The 19,776-nt window shown below is 37.3% G+C and carries 20 protein-coding genes; 14 read left to right on the top strand and 6 right to left on the bottom strand.

The window, feature by feature from the left end; all coding sequences use genetic code 11:
- From F3G69_RS09245 to F3G69_RS01015, 5 genes are all read left to right on the top strand, one after another.
- The coding region (locus F3G69_RS09245) for a diguanylate cyclase domain-containing protein (RefSeq protein WP_188115319.1) at window positions 1-1,792 on the top strand (1,792 nt) is incomplete at its 5' end.
- On the top strand, window positions 1,792-2,658 hold the full coding sequence (locus F3G69_RS01000; protein ID WP_149714159.1) for an ATP phosphoribosyltransferase regulatory subunit: 867 nt from the start codon (window positions 1,792-1,794) through the stop codon (window positions 2,656-2,658). The genes F3G69_RS09245 and F3G69_RS01000, both read left to right, overlap by 1 nt.
- Window positions 2,659-2,660: 2 nt before the next feature.
- A complete protein-coding gene (locus F3G69_RS01005) occupies window positions 2,661-3,911 on the top strand; it encodes an adenylosuccinate synthase (RefSeq protein WP_087585191.1) in 1,251 nt (416 codons plus the stop codon).
- Complete coding sequence (locus tag F3G69_RS01010; protein WP_149714160.1) at window positions 3,908-4,330, top strand: flagellar export protein FliJ; 423 nt, start codon at window positions 3,908-3,910, stop codon at window positions 4,328-4,330. Before F3G69_RS01005 ends, F3G69_RS01010 begins: the two co-directional genes overlap by 4 nt.
- Window positions 4,330-4,893 carry a MotE family protein gene (locus F3G69_RS01015; protein ID WP_084041661.1) on the top strand — a complete coding sequence of 188 codons (564 nt, stop codon included), beginning with the start codon at window positions 4,330-4,332 and terminating at the stop codon, window positions 4,891-4,893. Before F3G69_RS01010 ends, F3G69_RS01015 begins: the two co-directional genes overlap by 1 nt.
- 120 nt (window positions 4,894-5,013) lie before the next feature.
- Here F3G69_RS01015 and F3G69_RS01020 read toward each other — a convergent pair whose 3' ends face one another.
- Window positions 5,014-6,015 carry a TerC/Alx family metal homeostasis membrane protein gene (locus tag F3G69_RS01020; RefSeq protein WP_149714161.1) on the bottom strand — a complete coding sequence of 334 codons (1,002 nt, stop codon included), beginning with the start codon at window positions 6,013-6,015 and terminating at the stop codon, window positions 5,014-5,016.
- A gap of 17 nt (window positions 6,016-6,032) precedes the next feature.
- Window positions 6,033-7,220, bottom strand: a complete 1,188-nt coding sequence (locus F3G69_RS01025; protein ID WP_223155858.1) for a molybdopterin molybdotransferase MoeA — start codon at window positions 7,218-7,220, stop codon at window positions 6,033-6,035.
- A 145-nt stretch (window positions 7,221-7,365) separates the two neighbouring features.
- Between F3G69_RS01025 and yedE the strand changes: the two genes are divergently transcribed.
- The 3 genes from yedE to F3G69_RS01035 all read left to right on the top strand — a co-directional run bounded on the left by yedE (window position 7,366) and on the right by F3G69_RS01035 (window position 10,815).
- The gene (yedE, locus tag F3G69_RS01030) at window positions 7,366-8,424 is read left to right on the top strand and encodes a YedE family putative selenium transporter (protein ID WP_103641602.1); all 1,059 of its coding nucleotides are present in this window, start codon (window positions 7,366-7,368) and stop codon (window positions 8,422-8,424) included.
- A gap of 293 nt (window positions 8,425-8,717) precedes the next feature.
- Window positions 8,718-9,449: a TonB-dependent receptor plug domain-containing protein gene (locus F3G69_RS09400; protein WP_223155847.1), complete on the top strand. Its 732-nt coding sequence runs from the start codon at window positions 8,718-8,720 to the stop codon at window positions 9,447-9,449.
- Entirely contained in the window at window positions 9,427-10,815 is a 1,389-nt protein-coding gene (locus F3G69_RS01035) for a TonB-dependent receptor (RefSeq protein WP_223155848.1), read from the top strand. Before F3G69_RS09400 ends, F3G69_RS01035 begins: the two co-directional genes overlap by 23 nt.
- Window positions 10,816-10,907: 92 nt before the next feature.
- Here F3G69_RS01035 and F3G69_RS01040 read toward each other — a convergent pair whose 3' ends face one another.
- Window positions 10,908-11,738 (bottom strand): peptidylprolyl isomerase, encoded by an 831-nt coding sequence (locus F3G69_RS01040; protein WP_149714163.1) that lies wholly within the window; start codon window positions 11,736-11,738, stop codon window positions 10,908-10,910.
- 70 nt (window positions 11,739-11,808) lie between these two features.
- Between F3G69_RS01040 and gltX the strand changes: the two genes are divergently transcribed.
- The 6 genes from gltX to F3G69_RS01070 all read left to right on the top strand — a co-directional run bounded on the left by gltX (window position 11,809) and on the right by F3G69_RS01070 (window position 16,616).
- The gene (gltX, locus tag F3G69_RS01045) at window positions 11,809-13,188 is read left to right on the top strand and encodes a glutamate--tRNA ligase (RefSeq protein ID WP_149714164.1); all 1,380 of its coding nucleotides are present in this window, start codon (window positions 11,809-11,811) and stop codon (window positions 13,186-13,188) included.
- Window positions 13,185-14,438, top strand: a complete 1,254-nt coding sequence (locus F3G69_RS01050) for a malic enzyme-like NAD(P)-binding protein (RefSeq protein WP_021090804.1) — start codon at window positions 13,185-13,187, stop codon at window positions 14,436-14,438. Before gltX ends, F3G69_RS01050 begins: the two co-directional genes overlap by 4 nt.
- A gap of 83 nt (window positions 14,439-14,521) precedes the next feature.
- Window positions 14,522-15,148: a uracil phosphoribosyltransferase gene (gene upp / locus F3G69_RS01055; protein WP_004317747.1), complete on the top strand. Its 627-nt coding sequence runs from the start codon at window positions 14,522-14,524 to the stop codon at window positions 15,146-15,148.
- Window positions 15,149-15,157: 9 nt separating this feature from the next.
- Window positions 15,158-15,664 carry a ribonuclease domain-containing protein gene (locus F3G69_RS01060; RefSeq protein WP_149714165.1) on the top strand — a complete coding sequence of 169 codons (507 nt, stop codon included), beginning with the start codon at window positions 15,158-15,160 and terminating at the stop codon, window positions 15,662-15,664.
- Window positions 15,661-15,933 (top strand): barstar family protein, encoded by a 273-nt coding sequence (locus tag F3G69_RS01065; RefSeq protein ID WP_149714166.1) that lies wholly within the window; start codon window positions 15,661-15,663, stop codon window positions 15,931-15,933. The genes F3G69_RS01060 and F3G69_RS01065 overlap by 4 nt, the downstream gene beginning before the upstream one ends.
- A complete protein-coding gene (locus tag F3G69_RS01070) occupies window positions 15,930-16,616 on the top strand; it encodes an MqnA/MqnD/SBP family protein (RefSeq protein WP_149714167.1) in 687 nt (228 codons plus the stop codon). The genes F3G69_RS01065 and F3G69_RS01070 overlap by 4 nt, the downstream gene beginning before the upstream one ends.
- Before the next feature lie 34 nt (window positions 16,617-16,650).
- On the opposite strand, the gene F3G69_RS01075 is transcribed toward F3G69_RS01070, so the two are convergent.
- The 3 genes from F3G69_RS01075 to F3G69_RS01085 form a co-directional block, all read right to left on the bottom strand.
- Entirely contained in the window at window positions 16,651-17,247 is a 597-nt protein-coding gene (locus F3G69_RS01075) for a DUF6803 family protein (protein WP_149714168.1), read from the bottom strand.
- A gap of 125 nt (window positions 17,248-17,372) precedes the next feature.
- On the bottom strand, window positions 17,373-18,086 hold the full coding sequence (locus F3G69_RS01080; RefSeq protein ID WP_149714169.1) for a TorD/DmsD family molecular chaperone: 714 nt from the start codon (window positions 18,084-18,086) through the stop codon (window positions 17,373-17,375).
- Window positions 18,079-19,752, bottom strand: coding sequence for a 4Fe-4S binding protein (locus F3G69_RS01085; protein ID WP_149714170.1), 1,674 nt, complete (start codon window positions 19,750-19,752; stop codon window positions 18,079-18,081). The genes F3G69_RS01080 and F3G69_RS01085 overlap by 8 nt, the downstream gene beginning before the upstream one ends.
- Window positions 19,753-19,776 lie beyond the last annotated feature (24 nt).

A 19,776-nucleotide genomic window follows, 5' to 3' on the forward strand; every position in this document is an offset into this window, starting at 1 on the left:
TAATTTTAAAAACGGACTAAAAGATATTAAAGATGAAATTTTAAATTCAATTAAAATAACTGGCTTTTGGCAAGGTCTTATTCATGATGTTCGAAGCAAAAATAGACTCGAAGTTATAAGCATAAGTAAGCTTTTAAACGCGTTTGGCGATCAAGAGGGATATATTTTGTTAGCTTCAAGCGCAAATGATGACTGCTACAATAAAGAGTATCTCGAATTTATCGCGTATCACGATACGCTAACTGGGCTGCCAAATAGATTTTTACTTTTTAATAAGCTAGAAAATCTACTAAAACAAGCGAAAAAAAGTTTAAAAGTAGCAGCATTTTATGTTGATTTTGATAATTTTAAATCGATAAATGACGGATATGGACATCAAGTAGGTGATAAAATCCTAATAGAAATTTCAAAAAAAATAGATGAAATTTTCCCAAAACAAGGAATATTTGCAAGAATAGGCGGAGACGAGTTTATAGGCGCTATGCCTTATGAAAATTTGGGAGAAATTTACGAAACTGCTGAAAACATCTTAAGAGTGGGTCAGAGTAAAATTTCTATTGATGATGATGAGAAAAAACTTAGCGTAAGTATTGGTATTAGCTTAAGTAGCGATGCACTTAGTGTTGATGATCTAATTGAAAGAGCTGATTGGGCTATGTATCAAGCAAAGCTTAATGGAAAAAATAAATATTATGTATTTAATTCGAAAAAAGATACATATTTTAAAAATGAATATAGAGATGACTCAAAGATCATTGAAGCTATCGATGCTGGCGAGATGTTCTTGCTATATCAGCCTGAGATTGATATAAAAAGCGGGGAAGTTAGTAGCTTTGAGGCATTTATTAGATGGAAAAATGGCGATAAGATATTAAGGCCATCAGACTTCTTACCGCTTGCAAAAGGCTCAAAAGCAGTTGTTGCTATCGCATTATTTACGCTAAAAGATGCTTTAAAAGCTAGGGCTGTGTGGCTAAAAGAGGGAATAAATGCAAAAGTTAGAGTAAATTTATGCATTAAAAAGCTAATGACATCTGAGTTTTTTGAGAAATTTAAAAAGCTTTTAGAAGATGAGCAGCTAGATGCCAATGGGCTAATCATAGATATCGTTGACTCCGCAAGTGGCGTAAATTTAGATGATGTTGTTAGATATATCGATGCTTATAAGGAGCTAGGCGTTAGCTTTTCGCTTGATGATTTTGCGTCTTATTCTGGCTCGGTAGAAGCTTTAGGTATGTTAAAAACAAATAGATTTAATATAGATAAAAGATTTTGCAAACAAATTTTTGATTCAGTAGAAGCACTAAAGACCATACGCATGATAAAGTATGTATCAGATACATTTGATTTTGATGTCATGATAAAAAATTTAGAAGATAAAAGCATGCTTGAAATTTTTGTTGGATTTGGCTTTAGTAGATTTCAAGGACGGCTTTTTGCACCAGAGCTTAGCCTGGATGATGTACTCAAATTCAAATTCACTCTATCATCTCCACTAAATGTAAGAAATTTTCAAGATGATGAGAACTACAATATGCTTTGCAAAATAGTAGGCGTAAAAGAGCTTATGACTCGTTTGATAAATTTACTTAAATGCGATGAAAAAGTAAGCGAAAAATTAAAAATCGAAATAGCAAATCAAGTAGATGATATCAGAACAATAAATGAAAAATTAGCTGAAATTTTGGATACGATCCTTGTAAAAATAGACAAAGAGAACGTAATAAATTTAGCTAATGAGGCAATTTTGTTATGCGATAATGATCTAAATTTGAGTGGAGCGAATAAATAATGAATGAAAATGCTTTAAATGTTTATGAGCATGAAATCCCAAATGGAAGCAAACTATACTTTGCCAATAGCGCAAAGCTAAAGAGGCAGATTGAACAAAAAGCTAGTGAAATTTTAGAAAATGAAGGCTTTAGCGAGATCGTAACACCATTTTTCTCATATCACCAGCATTTAAGTGTAGATGCTACAAATCTTTTACGTTTTAGCGATAGTCTAAATCACGAAATAAGCCTAAGAGCTGATAGCACGGTAGATACTGTAAGGATCGTGCTTAGAAGGCTAAAGGCAAATGAATCAAAAAGATGGTTTTATATCCAGCCAGTCTTTCGCTATCCAAGCCAAGAAATTTATCAAATCGGAGCCGAACTAATCGGTGAAAATGATGTTCTAAAAAGCATAAATATCGTAGCAAAGCTTCTTAATGAGCTAAAAATGGATACATTTTTGCAAGTGAGCAATATACAAATTCCAAGAGTGATTTGTGAAATTTTAAGCGTGCCTATTGAAATTTTTGAAAATGGGCAAATGGAAAAAATTTTATCTCAAAATGTTCCATGGCTAAGTGCTCTTGCTCTTTTAAAATCAGTTAGTGAGCTGGATGAGATAATAAAAATATCTCCAAGCAAACTAAAAGAACCGCTTGAAAATTTGAGGAATTTAGCTAGCGCTTTAGAATATAAAAATTTAAGAATAGTTCCGCTATATTACTCAAAAATGAGATATTACGATAGTCTATTTTTTAGGTTTTTAAGAAATAACAGCATAATAGCAAGTGGTGGTAGCTACGAAATAGACGGAAAAATAAATAGTGGTTTTGCTGTTTATACAGATGCATTGATAGAAGAAAAAATTAATTTAAGGAAGTAAGAATGAGAAAGGCTGATTTAGTAGTTGGAGTTCAATGGGGTGATGAGGGTAAAGGCAAAATAGTTGATATGCTAGGACTAAACTATGATATGATTTGTCGCTCTCAAGGTGGTCACAATGCCGGCCATACGATCTGGGTAGATGGCGTTAGATACGCGCTTCACCTTGTTCCAAGTGGAATTTTACACAAAAATATTATAAATATTATCGGCAATGGCGTTGTTGTTTGCCCAGAAGTATTAATCACTGAAATGGCGCAGTTTGAAAATTTGGAAGGAAGGCTTTATATTAGCGATAAAGCACATTTAAATCTAAGCTACCATAGCCAAATCGATCAAGCAAAAGAGAGACTAAAAGGAGAAAAAGCAATCGGTACGACTGGCAAAGGCATTGGACCAACTTATGCTGATAAAATAAGTAGAAGCGGTCACAGAGTAGGCGAACTACTTGAGCCAGAGCGTTTGTGTGATGCTTTAATGCATGATTTTGAGACAAACAAATGCGTATTTGACGCACTCGGTGTAAAAATTCCTAATGAGAGTGAATTGCTTGAAGAGCTAAAAAGATATAAAGAGGTTTTAGCTCCATTTATCGCAAATACTACAAACCTAGTGTGGAAGGCGCTTGATGAAAATAAAAAGGTATTACTTGAAGGCGCTCAGGGCACGCTTTTAGATATCGACCATGGCACATATCCATACGTAACTAGTTCAAATACCATAAGTGCAGGTGCTTGCACAGGTCTTGGGTTAAATCCAAAAGAAATAGGTGAAGTAATAGGCGTCATAAAGGCCTATACGACTCGTGTTGGCTTTGGCCCTTTTCCGACAGAAGATAAAGGCACGAGTGGCGATAAGATGTGCGATATCGGCAAGGAATTTGGCACAACAACAGGTCGCCGCAGACGTTGTGGCTGGTTTGATGCTGTGAGTGTAAAATATGCCTCAAGACTCGATGGTGTCGATACTTATGCGCTTATGAAGCTTGACGTACTTGATGGATTTGAAGTGGTAAAAATTTGCAAAGCTTATCAATATAATGGTGAAACGATTGATTATATGCCAACAGATCTTGAAAATGCAACTCCTATCTATGAAGAACTTGCAGGCTGGGATAGCGTAAAAGGCATAAGCAAATATGAAGATCTGCCAGCAAATGCAAGAGCTTATATCGAGCGAATAGAAGAGCTAACTGGCGTAAAGATCGGCTATATCTCAACAAGCCCTGAAAGAAGCGATACGATCATTAGATGAAAAGCAAATTTACCTCTATCGTCCGTGTAAAAAAACAAGAGATGGATAAGGTAGAGGCAAAGCTCGCTGTTGCTAGGCTTAATGTAAGAAATTTTGAAGAAAATTTAGTGTATTTAAGAGCAAGGCTTGAGGAGTTTTGCTTGCCAAAAAGTGGCAATATAGGCGAGTTAAAGGAAAATTTAGAGTTTATAAAGATAGCAAGGCAAGAGTTAAATGCCTGCAAAGAGAGCCTTGAGATAGCTAAAAAAGAGGTTTCGCATTACGAACATAAATATAAAAATGCAAATTTAGAGTACGAAAAGATGAAATATCTAGAAAAAGAAGAGTTTAAAAAAGAGATAAAACGCATACAAAAGGCCGAAGCGCTTGCGCTTGATGAGTTTGCGGTGATGAAATTTACAACTAAGAGTGAGTTGTAATGAGAGCGGTTTTATTATTCTTCATTATTTTAAATTTTGCATTTTGTTTTGAAGTACCAGTTGATTGTACGCAAATTTTTGAAGCTAGAAAAGAAGAAATTTCAAAGGAACTTGAGATCATAGATGAACAGCGCCAAGCTTTAGAGGTATTTCGCGCAAGCTCGGCAGCAGCCTATGAAGAAAATAATAAAAAGCTTGCCAAAAAAGAAGCTGATCTAAATGCGACAATGAAAGTGATCGAGCAAAAACGCAAAGAGATCGATGAAGTGGTCGCCAAAAATGAGAAAATTTTAAAAGAACTTCGCACAATGACTAGCGATAAAGTCAATGAGTCGTATTCTAAGATGAAAGATGGCGCGGCGGCTGAGGTGCTTTCTAAAATGCCTAGATCAAACGCAGCCACCATACTTTATGCTCTTGATGCCAAAAAGATATCAACTATAATGGCAAAAATGGATCCAAAAGTAGCATCTGAGATCACCACTTTGCTTCAAAAAGGACCACCATTTGCTGATGAAAAAGGCGATATGCCAACTCCAGCTGGTAGCATAAATATTCAGTAATAAATTTTTGCACAAGCAAGCAAAATTTTAAAAAATTTAGACACCAAAATATAAAGCTCTATGCTTATAAATTTTTAATTTTAAGCTCGCCTAACTTTAGCTTGTATACTTTTGTGGTAGCTATTTCTTAACCAAACTTGCTACGACCCCAACTCCAAGAATGGCTAGAATGATAAAAAGGCTAATTTGTGCAGAAATTTCAAAACCATGATGAAAGATATGAGCAGTCGCATTTACAGCTAGCTTTGCTACGATAAAAAATAAAAGCACGATCACAGAAATTTCTAAATATTTTAAAAAATTTTTGAGTGCTTCAAGCACAAAATAAAGCGTTCTTAGCCCAAGTATCGCAAATATCATCGCTGAATAAACAATCACAGGATCTTTGCTCACAGCAATGACGGCTGGAACGCTATCAAAAGCAAATATCACATCGCTTAGCTCAATCACGCAAAGACACAAGAATAATGGTGTTGCTATCCAAGTGGCTTTTAGCCTTAAAATTTGATCGTTAAGAGTAGTTTTTTGACTATCTGAAATTTGTTTAGAAATTTCGCTAAATTTAACAAAAAAACTATGTCCAAAAAGCTGTGGTAAAACCGGAAAGAAGCGGTAAACTGCCCTATAGGCTATATGGTTTGAATAATCTTTTATATCCTCATCGCACTTATCTTTTTTTATCATCATTACGGCACTATATGCGACTATTGCCGCAAATATTAGCTCCATCCAAGGAGAGATGGCAAAAAGCATCGTACCTACGGCTACAAAGATGAGCCTAAATATCATAGCTCCTATAACGCCAAAATAAAGCACTCTGTGGCGATAAATTTCAGGTATCTTAAACCATGAAAAAATCGCCATCATCACAAAAAGATTATCTACTGAGAGCGACTTTTCTAGCGCATATCCTGCAAAATAAAGACTTGCTATTTCACTGCCTCGCTCAAAATATAAATATATGCCAAAAAGTACCGAAACTCCTATCCAAAAGATAGACCAAATGCCAGCTTGTTTTAGTGAAATTTTCTCATCATGTTTATGAGCAAAAAGATCTATTCCAAAGGCAAGCGATACCATTATAAGAAAAACTATAATTGTTTGAATTTCTAATGCGTTCAACTTTTATCCTTAAAATTTTAACAAGGCATCATCAAGACTTCTACTATCTCGCCTTTTTTAAGAAATTCTTTATCCATTGGGATCATTAAAAGTGCGGCTTTGTTTGTTAAATTATTTACGATCGCTGAACTGCCAAGCTTTTTGCCATTTAGATTTACAAAATTTTTTCCTTCACGATTTTCTAAATTTACAGCTGTAAATTCTAAAAATGATGAGCGTTTTTTATAGTCTTCGTCCATTATCGCCGTGATCTTTGGCTCATCATTGCCTAGCCATAAATTTATCAAGACTCTAACATAAAGTACGCACATAACCATTGCTGAATAGGGAAATCCAGGCAGTGCAAATATATATTTTTCGCCTGATTTTGCTATCTTGATATGGCGACCTGGCTTAATGGCAGCTTTATCTATGATGACGCTAAAATTTTCTTTTAAAGTATCTTTTACAAAGTCATAATCTCCCATGCTAACGCCACCAGTTGTTATTAAGACGTCAGCTGATTTTAGCGCGTTTATGATAGCTTTTTTAACAAGCGCAGCCTCGTCTTTTACGATCTCGCAAAGGATTGGCTCGGCCCCCATTTTACGTATTTGCATCGCTATGCCTATGTGATTTGAGCTATGAATTTGTGCAGCGTTTTCTAGTGGCTCGCCAAGGTCTTTGATCTCGCTACCAGTTGCAATTATTGCTACTCTAGGGCGGATGAAAACGCTTACGTGAAAGATACCAAGCTCAGCAAGAAGTGCGATTTCTGCGTAACTAAGTTTGGTGCCTTTTTTTATTAAAATTTCTCCCTTTTTGTAGCTCTCTCCCACCGCACGCACAGCAAAGCCTTTTGATACACCTTTTTTGATAGTGATTTTTGAGCCATTAACCTCGACATTTTCAACTGGCACAAGCGTATCTGAGCCCTCACTCATGAGTGAGCCAGTAAAGGTTTTAACGCATTTGTTTCCACTTATTTTTATATCCTTATCGCTTCCTGCGGGAAGATCGGTGATGAGCTCAAGCTCGCTTAAGCTATCATCGTATGCAAATGCGTAGCCATCCATCGCTGAAACTGGCTTTGCTGGATAGTTTTTGTCTGCTATCACATCATGTGCGATATTTCTATCAAGAGCGTCTGTGATAGCGATCTTTTCTACTTTATCCCAAATCTCGACTGTATCTTTTAAAATCTTTAAACTATCCTCATAACTCATAATATCTCGCACTTTGTGTCCTTTTTTTGTAAAATTTTATTATTTTAGCTATTTGGCTCTTAAATTTTATACTTTCTTTATTTATGCTCTATTAAAATGCCATTTAAGAAATCAGTTTGATTTTACCCTATACACAGGAAAATTCATGAATAAAACAGTGCTTTACATCATCGCAGGTGCAAGCCTTGGCATTCTTGGCCCAGTGCTTGTTTATTTTGGCAACCCAGCAAACATGGGCGTTTGTGCGGCTTGCTTTTTAAGGGATAGCGTAGGTGCTCTTGGCTTTCACCAAGCCAAGGTCGTGCAGTATCTAAGGCCAGAAATTTTAGGTCTTATCATTGGAGGCTTTCTAGCAAGTATGCTTTGGAGTAGAAATTTCACTCCAGTATCAGGCAGTGCGGCATTTTCTAGATTTTTCTTAGGCGTGTTTGCTATGATTGGTTGCCTTATCTTTTTGGGTTGTCCATGGAGAGCGTTTTTGCGCCTTGGCGGAGGAGATATGACCGCTATTGCTGGTCTTGTCGGTCTATTTGCTGGCGTTTTTGTTGGACGATTTTTCAAGAAAAATGGTTACGTCATACCTGAAAATGATGTCACAACAAAACCAGTTGCATTTTTGCCATTAATCATTGCTATTTTGCTTTTAATAGCCCTTGTCTTTGGTTTAAAGCTTGGCGATAATGGTGCATTATTTAGCTCAGAAAAAGGCCCAGGCTCACAGCACGCAAATATCTTTATCTCGCTTATTTGCGCCATTGTTATTGGCATTTTTATGCAAAGAAGCAAATTTTGCTCGGTTGGTGCGATTAGCAAAGTTTTTGAGCGTGATCTTTCAATGTTTTATGGCATTGTATCTATCATCGTTTTTGCAAGTATCACAAATTTAGCTCTTGGACAATATAAATTTGGCTTTGAAGCTCAACCTATCGCCCACAATGACGTTCTTTGGAATTTCCTTGGCATGAGCTTAGCTGGTCTTTGCTTTAGCCTAAGTTATGGCTGCCCAGGCAAACATTTAGTGCAAATGGGAGCTGGAAATTTAAGCTCGGCTGTATTTGTTTTAGGCATGGGAGCAGGTGCTGCGATAAGCCATAACTTCATACTTGCAAGCTCTGGAGCTGGCATCACTCCTTATGCTCCATATGCCGTAGCGATCGGCTTTATCTATGCTATTTATGTCGGAGTTTTTACTAAAAAAGCATAATATAAATTTGGCTGCCTTTGCAGTCAAATTTACTCACTTTTTATATCTATCACCTCATCAAAAAGTTCAAAAAGCTCACGTTGATGTGTGATCATTGAAATACTAGCCTTAATCTTAAAATTTTTTAGCAGCAATAGTAATGCATTTTGTTTTAAGATTTGGCAAACGATAATTCTAAATCGAACTAAATTTTAACAATAAATTAGCAAAGTTTAATAAGTATCAATATAAAGTAAATATTTTAAGCTATTTTGATATAGAATATCGATTTTAATTTTATCTAAAGGAATTCTATGAAGTTTAGTATACTTGCTTCATCACTGATCTTTAGCTCACTGTGGGCTTTAGATACAAATAACAGTGATTATTCAGTTATTTTGCCAACTATCGAGGTGGAAGGTATCTCTGAGCAAAATACCCTAAAAGGTTATATCGCGTATGATAGTGCGGATATCAATAGAAATGGACTCAGTAACAAAGAGACGCCACAAACTATCGAAAATATAGATATACAAAAGAACAGAAACTACGGTACAAATGATCTCTCAAGTATCCTAGAAGGAAATGCTGGTATTGATGCAAGCTATGATATGAGAGGCGAGAATATCAAGATAAGAGGCTTTAGTGTTGATGGTGGCGATATATATAGAGATGGTGTTAGAGATTCTGGCCAGATAAGACGCAGTACAGCAAATGTTGAGAGAGTTGAAATTTTAAAAGGACCAGCTTCGATATTATATGGAAGAAGTGATGGCGGTGCGGTTGTAAATCTAGTTAGTAAGAAGGCAAATTTTATGCCTGTTTATAAGCTCTCAGGAAGAGTTGGTAGCTGGAGTAGATATGGTGGTGGTATCGATATAAATCACGTAGTAAATAATCAATTAGCTGCAAGACTAACGACTGATATGGAGCGTGGAAAATCATGGAGAGAGGGCGTAAAATATAAAAATTTTATGGTAAGTCCAAGCATTATCGTGACAAATGATGGCGGAACGGTAAGCTTTGAGGCGCAATACACAATATGATAATGCTTGGCGTGTACCTGATAGAATGCCAACAAAAAGTGTCTATGACAAGCTTGGTATCGACTATACAAAGGGCTTTTCTCATGATGGAGACTTTGTTGAAGATAAGCTTCATTTCTTTCGTACCGAGCTAAATGCAGAGTTAGTAAAGGACATGAATTTAAAATGGGTTTTTGGTTATAGAAAAGCTAGTCAAAATTTTGACCATTATTTTAGTGGCACCATAATGCCTGGAAATAGACTAAAGCAAAACTATGCTAAACAACAAACTGATAATGACACACTCTCAAATGCTATAACACTTACAAAAGAGCTTGAATTTACAAGATTTAAGCATAATCTTACTTTTGGATACGATAATAGCGTAGAAACTCGCCATCCGAGGCTTTGGTTTGATAGTGCAAAGAATGTAATTATAAATCCATATGCATCAAGATCAAGTTGGGGTAGTGTGGGCTACATGCCACTTAATACTGATAATAAACATAAAGCTATAAATAATGGAGTATTTCTCGAGGATCTAATAAGCTTAGACGACAAATATAGGTTACTTGTTGGTGGAAGGTTTGACTTTTATAAATTTAAAACAAGAAATATTGCAAATATGACAAATAGCTACAAAGGGCACTCTTTTAGTCCAAGAGTTGGCTTGCTGTGGGACTTTTTACCAGAGCATACCGCGTATGCTTCATACTCAAAGAGTTTTGCCCCATACGGCGGTCGTGGAAATATAGGCATAAGTACAGACAATACGTCAATGCTTGATCTAAAACCGCAGAATAATGAGCAATATGAAATCGGCTTAAAAAGCACATGGGCTGATAATAGATTTAGCTCAAACTTAGCGATATTTCAGATCGAACATAACAATATAAGATATAGACCAGATCCTACAAATGATCCATATACTTGGGCGCAACGTGGTAAAGAGCGAAGTCGTGGTAAAGAGCTAAATATCTTGGGTAAAATTTATGAAAATTTATATCTAAGAAGCTCTCTTGGATATATGAGGGCTATTATCGCAAGTGATAAATCAAATCCATTAAACGAAAGACTTAGTCTAAATAATACAACCAACTGGCAGGGCAATGCTTTTTTAAGATATGCTAGAAACGACAAATGGTATGTCGAAAGTGGCGTAACAGGATACTCTAAACGATATAGCTACCGCACAAGTAATGGTAGAGTCATAGACGAACATCTTCCTGGTTTTGCTAGATTTGATGCAAGTGCTGGATATAACTTTAACGAACACGCTCAAATAACATTAGCAATAAACAATATCCTAAATAAAAAATACTGGCGTTCTGATTCAAGACCGGGCGACGAGAGATTGTTTATGCTAAATATGCACTACACTTTTTAACTAAAATTTACACCGCCTTCTCTTTGGCGGTGTAATCTTTTGTTATGTGAAATTTGGAGAAAATTAGCCACCAAAGATGGCTAAATTTGAAGTTATCTTAAAATTTGAATCTTTGCTTTTGCGCGGAGTTTATCAAAATAATCAGCCATAAGTTTTTCTTGCTCACCTTGATAAAGCTCATTTATAACATTATCCTTAACGTCTGCAAAGCTTGGTGTGTATGAGCCGATCTTCTCTTTTACTAAAAACATATCAAAGCTGTCAGGCCCTTGCAAAGGCTGTGTGTAGTCACCGTTATTTGTGCTTGAGATGATCGCAGCAAGCCTTGGATCTATGCTTTGATAGTCTAAACTTAGCTCTTGCGTTTGTACGCTGCTAAGTAGTGATGGACTTGTTTTTTGAGCTTCTAGTTCTTCAGGATTTTTTGCCCTATAAAGGACCACTTTAGCGGTGCTAAAGACCTTAAATTTATCAGGATTAGCGTCAAAGTACATCTTTGCTTTTTGCTCATTTACATTTTTGCCAGCTTCAGCCAAGATACTTTTATAAAGCTTTTCTTGAAGCATCTTTTTTTCTATGTTGTTTTTAAACTCCAAAAAGTCCATGCCTTGAGCTTGGATAGAGCTTCTAAACTGCGAATTTGTCATGCCATTTTGCTTTGCGATTGATTCAATTCTGTCGTTTAGCTCAAATGGCGTTACACTAATGTTTAAATTTTTTATCTGAGCATCTTCGAGCCTATCTCTTATGAGTAAATTTAAAGCATCTTGTTCGCTAGCTCTTATCTGTTCTTTCAAGCTATAAACTTCATAAAGCGTGATTGGTTCGTTCTCTACAATAGCTGCGATACCGTTTATCATCTGAGCCGAATATAAATTTAAAGCACTTAGCATGCCAGCAGCCAAAAAGAGCAATTTTTTCATAATGAAACCTTTATTTAAGTATTTAGTAAATATAATTTTGGGCAATTATAACATAAAAATAAGGCACAAAATGATAGTTACTAGATTTGCTCCGTCGCCTACTGGTTACCTACATATAGGCGGACTTAGGACAGCCCTTTATAATTATTTATATGCAAGAGCTAATAATGGAAAATTTTTACTTCGCATCGAAGATACTGATTTAAAACGAAACTCAGAAGAGGCCACGCAAGCCATAAAAGAGGCATTTGCTTGGTGCAAGCTAGATCACGACGGCGAAGTGACATATCAATCAAAAAGATTTGATCTTTACAAAGAGTATGTTAAAAAACTACTTGAAGAAGGCAAAGCATATAAATGCTATATGAGCAAGGACGAGCTTGAAGAGCTTAGAGCTAGCCAAGAGGCAAGAAAAGAGCGTCCAAAATATGATAATAGATATAGAGATTTTACTGGCATGCCTCCAGCTGGCATCGAGCCAGTCATCCGTATCAAAGCCCCACTTAGCGGTGAGATCATCATACATGATGGCATAAAGGGCGAGGTTAAATTTAAGGTTGAAGACATATTAGACGACTTCATCATCGCAAGAAGCGACGGCACACCGACTTATAACTTCACGGTTGTGATAGATGACGCACTAATGGGCGTAACAGACGTCATCCGTGGTGACGATCACCTCTCAAATACTCCAAAACAGATCGTTCTTTACGAGGCACTTGGCTTTAAGGTACCAAAATTTTATCACGTCGCTATGATAAACGGAGAGGATGGTAAAAAGCTTAGCAAAAGACACGGCGCAACTGACGTTATGGAGTATAAAAAGATGGGCTACCTGCCTGAAGCGCTCTTAAATTTTCTCGTTCGTCTTGGCTGGAGCCACGGCGATGATGAGATTTTTACTATTGAGGATATGCTTAAATACTTCAATCCAAACGATATCAACAAAAGCTCAAGCACTTACAACGCTCAAAAGCTTGACTGGCTAAATTCTCACTACATTAAGACTTTACCTTACGAGAGGCTAGCGCACGATATGCTTGAGTTTGGCGTAGATTTTAAGGCTTTGGTAAAGGGCGAGCTACTGCTAAATTCGCTCCGTGAGAGATCAAAGACACTAATCGAAATGGCAAATAGCGCAAACGCGATAATTAACGCTCCAAAAAGCTACGATGAGAAAGCTTGGGCTAAATTTATAAATGAAAATAGCAAAGAAATTTTGGCTAAATTTGCTCAAATTTTAGACCGCGACCTTGACGCAAAGGGCTACGAGGAGCTAACTAATAAATTTTTAGAGCAAAATGGCTTAAAGCTAAAAGACCTAGCTCAGGCTCTAAGAATAGCGCTAACTGGCTCAAGCGTGAGCCCAAGCATCTTTGAAGTGCTTGAAGTAGTGGGCAGTAGCGAGACGAAAAATAGAATACAAAATTTATTAAAGGAAGAAAAATGACACATGTAACTAAAGAAGAAGCATTAAACTACCATATAGGCGGTAAGATCGAGATAAAGGTAAAGACGCCTTGCGAAACATCAAGAGACCTTTCAATGGCCTATACGCCTGGCGTTGCAGAGCCTTGCAAAGAGATAGAAGCCGACAATGAGCTAGCTTATAAATATACAAATAAAGCAAATCTGGTAGCCGTTATCACCGACGGCACGGCTGTCCTTGGGCTTGGCGACATCGGCGCCATCGCTGGTAAGCCAGTTATGGAGGGTAAGTCAGTCTTATTTAAAAAATTTGCAAATGTTGATGCCTTTGATATCGAGCTAGACGAGCATGATCCAGATAAGATCGTTGAGATTTGCAAGGCTCTTGCTCCGACATTTGGCGGTATAAATTTAGAAGATATCCGTGCTCCAAAGTGCTTTGAGATCGAGAGAAAGCTTCAAGAAGCAGTTGATATCCCAGTCATGCATGACGATCAGCACGGCACAGCGATGATAACAAGTGCTGGCATGATAAATGCGATGGAAATTTCTGGCAAAGATATCTCAAAGATAAAAATCGTAGTTAGCGGCGCAGGTGCAGCTGGCATAGCGTGCGCGAAGATGTATAAAGCACTTGGTGCAAAACACATCGTGATGATAGATAGTAAAGGCGTCATTCACTCAAAAAGAACAGACCTAACGCCTGAAAAGGTAGAGTTTGCGCTTGAAACTGAGGATAGAACTTTGGCTGATGCGATGAATGGCGCTGACATGTTTTTAGGTCTTTCTAAGCCTGGTGTGCTTACAAAAGAGATGGTTGCGTCAATGAATAAAGAGCCTATCATCTTTGCTTTGGCAAACCCAGTGCCTGAAATTTATCCAGAGGACGTTGAGGCTGTAAGAAGTGACGTTATGATGGGCACAGGCAGAAGCGACTATCCTAACCAAGTAAATAACGTTTTAGGCTTTCCATTCATCTTTAGAGGTGCGCTTGACGTTAGAGCTAAAAAAATCACTGAAAATATGAAAATGGCTGCAGCTAGAGCGCTTGCACAGCTTGCAAAAGAGCCAGTACCAGCTGAAGTTTTAAAAGCAAGTGGTGTTAGCGAGCTAAAATTTGGCAAAGAGTACATCATCCCAAAACCATTTGATAAACGTGTGCTAACAGCGGTTGCTCCAGCAGTTGCGAAAGCTGCAGTTGAAGATGGCGTAGCGAGAGTAAAAGATTTTGATGTTGAGGCTTATAAAGCCAAACTTGCAAAAGGATTTTAAATTTTAGCCCAATTTTTGGGCTAAACTCTTTTGGCATTTTGTAAAGATAAACCTTCTAAAAACAGTAAATTTAAGGATAAAAAATGCAAAACGTGAAGCTCATCTCACACCCACTGATCGAGCATAAATTAACCATTCTACGTGATAAAAATACCCAACCTTTTCAGTTTCGCATGCTAGTTGATGAGATCAGCTATCTTATGATCTTTGAGGCGACTAGAAATTTAAAGGTAAAAGATGTCAAAGTCCAAACCCCAGTTGCGGTGGCAGACGCAAAAAGGCTAACTACAAAGGTGATGATATGCCCTATTTTAAGGGCTGCTCTTGGCATGCTTGATAGCGTCTTTACCATCATACCAGATGCGAGCGTTGGCTTTTTGGGCTTTCAGCGAAACGAAGAGACAGCGCAGGCTGAGTTTTTCTACGCAAAGCTTCCAAAAGACGCAAAAGAGCGCATGGCTATCATCATCGATCCTATGTTTGCGACTGGCGGCACGGCGATAGATGCGGTTAAATTCTTGCGTGAAAAGGGCGTTAAAGAGATCAAATTTATCTCTATCATCGCCGCACCTGAGGGGCTAAAGAGATTTAGTGAAATTTACCCAGACGTCGAGGTCTATACGGCTTCGATCGATGAGAAACTAAACGAGAAAAACTACATCGTACCAGGTCTTGGTGATGCTGGCGATAGAGTTTTTAACACTCTTTAAGGGCTAAATTTGAACAAAAGACTTTTGCCGGCTCTAGTCGCCTTTGTCATTGCCAGCATCATCGGTACTTTCTTTTTTTCAAAAGAGGGCGGAGAGGCAAACAAAAACGCTCAAATTTTACTTGAGCAGCTAAACAAAGAGGGGCAAAAGAGCCAGAGCCTCGCAGAAAACGGCTCATACACCTCAAAAGATGAGGTCGCACTTTATATCTATAAATTTAACAAGCTACCAAAGAATTTCATAACCAAAAAAGAGGCAATGGCTCTTGGCTGGGACGCAAAAAGCGGAAATTTATGGCAGATAAGCGGCGGCAAAAGCATCGGCGGGGATAGATTTTCAAACAGAGAAAAGAGGCTGCCTGAGGCTGATGGTAGAAAGTGGTTTGAGTGCGATGTAAATTACAATGGTGGCAGGCGCGGCGCTGAGAGAATTTTATATTCAAACGACGGGCTTATCTACTACACGCCTGATCACTACGAGCATTTTTACCTGCTTTATGAGAAGAGGATGCAATGAAAAGCGTGATATTAGATGCCAAAAAGATGGTCGAAAAAGAGAAGATGCATGAGTATTTTGCTAAGAAATTTGACCTGCCAGAGTACTACGGCAAAAATTTAGACGCGCTCTTTGACTGCCTTTGCGAGATAAATGAGCCAACGCTTATAAAGCTAAAAAATGAAAAATTTTTGGATGATAGTGCAAAAGAGAGCTTGACTCGGCTATTTCGCGATGTTTGCAACGAAAATGAGATGGTTAAATTTGAGCTTGTAAAAGATGAAAAATGATATTTGGAAAGATTGATTATCTAAATTTACTCCCATTTCACGTTTTTTTAAAATCAGCCCCACTAAGCTCTCAGATAAAAAAGGCGATCGAGTTTAAAAAGGGCGTGCCAAGTAAGCTAAATAGGGCGCTAAATGCTAGAAAGATCGACGCTGCGGTGATCTCAAGTATAGCTAGTAAAAAGGCAAATTTAAAGAAGCTAAATTTTGGAATAGTCGCCAAAAACGATGTAAAAAGCGTGCTTGTGCGCAAAAACTCAGCCCCAAAGCCAGATCCTGCCTCTGCTAGCTCAAACGCCCTAGCTAAGGTGCTTCGTCTAAATGGCGAGGTGATCATAGGCGACAGGGCACTAAAGGCATACCTAAGCGAGGGCAAAGAGTGCTTTTACGACCTTGGTAAAATTTGGCACGAAAAGACAAATTTGCCATTTGTTTTTGGTAGATTTTCATATGTAAAAAATGGCTCATTTTATAAAAGATTGGTCGCAAAATTTTTGCAAAAAAATATAAAGATCCCAAACTATATCTTAGCTCAGTACGCTAAAAGTCGCGCCATAAGCGAGCAAGATATCAAGTGGTATCTTAAATTTATAAGCTACAAAATAGGCCCAAAAGAGCAAAAATCACTCCGAAAATTTTTTAAAGAAGATAGATTGTTAAAAGCAGAAAAAAGAATTAAATTTTGACAGCTTCTTATCAGCTGTCAAAAAGCTATAAAATTTAGTGATGCATGTGCATATTAGTTGAGTTATCTTCACCCATATTTTGCATCATCTTGTGGTGATCGTGCATTGGCATATCTGCTGGCATGTTCATCGGCATATTCATATGCATATCCATCGCGCCATTTTCAGCCTTGTAGCCCGTTATGGTAGGATCAACCATGCCAAATATCATAGCGACGTGTGCGACGATCAAGGCAAATATGAGTAGGCAAAAGTGAAGCTTTAGCTTTGCCTTTTCGCTTGCGTTTTTGTAGATCAAATTTAGCTCTAAAAGCGCGATGCCAAGAAGTGGTATGACGCTGATGAGATATGAGTAGACAGCGATGACATCGGCATATCCACGCCATTTTATACTTGGATAAATTTTTGCCATAAAATAGATCACAAGAGCTGTAAAATAGACCCCAAGCACTATGCCAGCAAATTTGCCAACAGCCTTAAAGCCAGCATTTTTACCGCTATCCATGTGATACATAGTGAGAAACTCCATCGCCACTAAAAGCTCCGTAAGCCCCACAGGTATCACCATGAAGAGGATTAGATTGTAAGGTTGATTGAGCGATAAAAGCTCCATGTAGTGTGTCATTACCATTGTAAGTCCTTTGTAAAAAATTTAAAGAAGATTAACGCCAAATTGCTAATAATTATAAAATATCAAGATAACAAATTTAAGCGGATGTTAAATTTACTCCTAGCTTGGCTAAGAGTAAATTTAAGCTAGTCTTTAAACTCGTGTGAGATGACTGGAGAAAATTCTTCCCAATGAAGTTTGGTTTTGATTGTTGGCATCTTGCTTTGAAATGGTTCTTTCTTAAGTGCCGCCATAGCGACACTATCGCCTTTTGGCTTAGCTGGTGCTTCTACGTTTAGTATGGAGCGCTCAAGATCGATAAAGTCTTTTAAAATGACTGCGTATGATTTAAAGAAATTTGCTTCTTTGTGAGCTGAAAGTAGCTGAGAAAACTCATCTACAAATAAATTTAAAGTTTCAGAAAATAGCTTATTGCTAATATTTTTTGCATCATCAAACTCATCTTTTAAAAATGTAGCCATCGCTAAAAATATAAATCCAACGTAGTCCTCGCTATCTTTGCAAAGCTCGCTATCACGTCTATATGGGCTTAGTTTTAAACATTCAATAACCCTAAGCCTAGCTGCTCCGTTATCTCTGCCCTCTTCATAAAATGAAGCACTTAAGGGAATATTTGTAAAGCCAAAAAGAACGTCATTTTGTTCTTTTGAAAATTCTTCAAAGCTAAATTTATCTAAATTTTTAAACGCAGCATCACCATCCTCGCTCAAAGGATTTGCGCTTAAGTATCTTAACTGCTCTTTCCACCTTGAAAATTTCTCATCATTTGTGTAAAAAAACATAGGATATGCTAGAAATTCGTAAAAATATGATCTTGCTTTTATGACGTTTTTATCCATTTAATAAATCCTCTTTCATTGCGTTTATTTGGGCTTGAACCATTAGTTTGGCTTTGCAGTCAGCACAGCAGTAAAGCGCTTTTATCTTAACCCTATCGTTGCCAAATCTTGGTTGCATTATAGTTGCGATCTTTTCGACAGCTTTTTTAGTCGCAAACTCTTTTCCGCACTCAACACAGGCAAAAAGCTCATCTCGTGCTAGCTCATTATATGTAAAAAACTCAGGCTTAAGAGAAATTTTTCCAACTTCAAGGCTTATGGTATCTTTTTCAGCACAGCTTAGTTCGCAGTATCCGCAAGCTGTACAGACGCTTGGATTAAATAAAATCGAATTTGTCTTTTTATCAGCCACTAGCGCACTTACGTTACAAGCGCCAACGCAACTTAGACAAAGCGTACAGCTATCAGTATTTATCTTGACATCACCGTATCTTATCATCTCACCGCTTTTTACCACGCCAAGATCTTCGCTGCCTACTAAAAACTCGAGCCTTTTTGCAAAAATTTCTCTTTTTGGCAAGGCATATTCGTTTATCTTGTGTTGTGAGTCAGCTATAAATTTTGCCTTTTTGAGTGCATCTTCAAGCTCATTTTTATCTTTAGCGTGATAGATCGCCATCTCTTTAAATTTAAGCTCATAAATTTGATTTAAGATGCTAATGGCGTCTTTTTCGCCTTTGCCAAGAGTTTTGCTAAATAAAATCACACTCGCACCACTTTCTTGAAGCAATGTAAGAAGATGCGCTTGATTTAACATATGCGGTGCTGATATGAAAAAAGGCAAGACATTTTCAGGTAGGCTTATATTTAGCTCGTCTAAATTTGTTTCATTAGAGATTATTAGTGGAATTTTACCTTTGTAAAGTTTGGCAATAGTAGCAAATGAGTTTTGTGGCATAAGTGTAGAGTCAAGAGATCCGCTAGGGCAGACGCTAATGCAGTTGCCACAATTTACACAATCAATTTGTGAGAAAACAAGATGCTTTGTCTCGTCTTCTTTTAAAATGGCTACGGTTGGGCAAACATCGACACAGCGTCCACAAATTTCATTTCGTCGTTCGTGATATTGACAGATCGAAGAGTCATATTGAGTTAGGCTTTTGTACTTAAATTTTGGAGTTTTTTCATTTAACATTTTAAGCACAGCTTCATCTTCTAGCCCAGCTATCTCGTAACAGCCGCTTTGCTTTAGCATATAATCCCTTGCGTTTTCAACCAAGAAAAAGTCACAATCGACCTCAAATTCGTCATTTGCCCTAAGTATCAAAACACTAAGCTCGCCAGCTGCGCCATAAATAAATTTTACTTCAAAATGCGTTAATTCAATGACTTTGTAGCCATTTTCTTTTAATAAATTTGCTAGTTCCTCACGGCCTGAGTTGCTTACTATTACGACGTTTTTCCCGATTTCTTTTTCGTAATCAACATCCTTTGCCATATCAAATGCAGTTGCTCTTGCTTCATAAAGTAAAAGTGTATTTTTAGCTTTTTCTAAGACGCTTGCAGTTGTATTTTTTAGATAAAAATTTATCTCAGGTGCGGTAATGTTTGCTTTAAGCTTTGGCGAGTTAGAAACTAAATATTCTTCCTTTTCATTATTTATCTCTATCTGTTCATTTAGCATTAAAGTATCGTCAAAATCGTTATAAAAGCCAAATTCTTTCATAATTTCTCCTATTATCAAAAACAG

The organism is Campylobacter concisus (genome assembly GCF_902460625.1).
In the GTDB taxonomy this organism is placed as follows: domain Bacteria; phylum Campylobacterota; class Campylobacteria; order Campylobacterales; family Campylobacteraceae; genus Campylobacter_A; species Campylobacter_A concisus_AD.